1 protein-coding gene is annotated in these 1,062 nt (G+C 58.7%); it reads left to right on the top strand.

What is annotated here, in order from left to right; translation table 11 throughout:
* A protein-coding gene (locus tag AN476_RS22245) for an IS3-like element ISRosp2 family transposase (RefSeq protein ID WP_216598422.1) occupies positions 1-1,062 on the top strand; the annotation gives its coding sequence in 2 pieces (ribosomal slippage) (positions 1-220 and positions 220-1,062; 1,063 coding nt annotated over the 2 pieces). This gene is flagged as partial in the annotation.

Genomic DNA, 1,062 nt, shown 5'->3' with positions numbered 1-1,062 from the left:
ATTATTGGGATGATCAAAGAACAAGAAGCCGGAATGCCGACGGCGGAGGTGTGCCGCAAGCATGGGCTCAGTCAGGGCACGTTCTACAAGTTCAAGTCGAAGTATGGCGGTATGGAAGTGTCGGATGCGGCCAGGCTGAAGGCGCTGGAGGATGAGAATGCCAAGCTCAAGCGCCTGCTGGCTGATACAATGCTGGACAACGTTGTGCTGAAGGACTTGCTGGGAAAGAGCTGACGACGCCGACCAAGCGACGAGCGGCAGCGCTCCGTGCAATGCGGGAACACGACATCTCGCAGCGCCGGGTCTGCCGTCTTGTTGGTGTCGATCCCAAAACTGTCAGGCGCGACCGTCCGCCGGACAATCCCGAGATCCGCAAGGAGATGAAGGCTATTGCGAACACGCGCCGCCGATTTGGCTACCGGCGGATCGGCGTGATGTTGGAACGCAAGGGAATGATCATGAATCACAAGAAGCTGTATCGACTCTATACGGAGGAAAAGCTTGGCGTCAGGCGACGACGGGGCCGCAAACGGGCCCGTGGGTCACGAACACCGATGCCTGAGGCCCTCAAGCCTGGTGAGCGCTGGTCGCTGGACTTCTTGTCCGACACGTTCGGGGCATCGCGCAGGTTCCGCATTCTGGCTGTGAACGATGATTGCTGCCGTGAGAACCTGTGCCTGATGGCCGACACCAGCATCTCAGGGGCGCGCGTCGCCCGGGAGTTAGATGCCCTTGTCCGCATCTATGGGAAACCCGCCAGCATTGTCAGTGACAATGGGACGGAGTTCACCAGTCGGGCGATCCTGAAATGGGCCAACGACAATGGCGTGGACTGGCATTACATCGACCCGGGCAAGCCGCAGCAGAATGCCTTTATCGAAAGCTTCAATGACAGTTTGCGCGACGAGCTGCTGAACGAGGAGATGTTCGACAGCCTGGAGGATCCCCGCCGAAAACTGGCGCTCTGGCGTTACGACTACAACAACGTCAGGCCGCACTCATCTCTTGCGAACCAAACACCCGTAGAAGCGCGTCGAGCGCTTGAGAAATTTGAAGGCTCCG

Source organism: Phaeobacter sp. 11ANDIMAR09, assembly GCF_001294455.1.
Taxonomy (GTDB): Bacteria; Pseudomonadota; Alphaproteobacteria; order Rhodobacterales; family Rhodobacteraceae; genus Pseudophaeobacter.
Note: the sequence above shows the minus strand (reverse complement) of the source record. Positions and strands in the feature narration are given on the sequence as shown.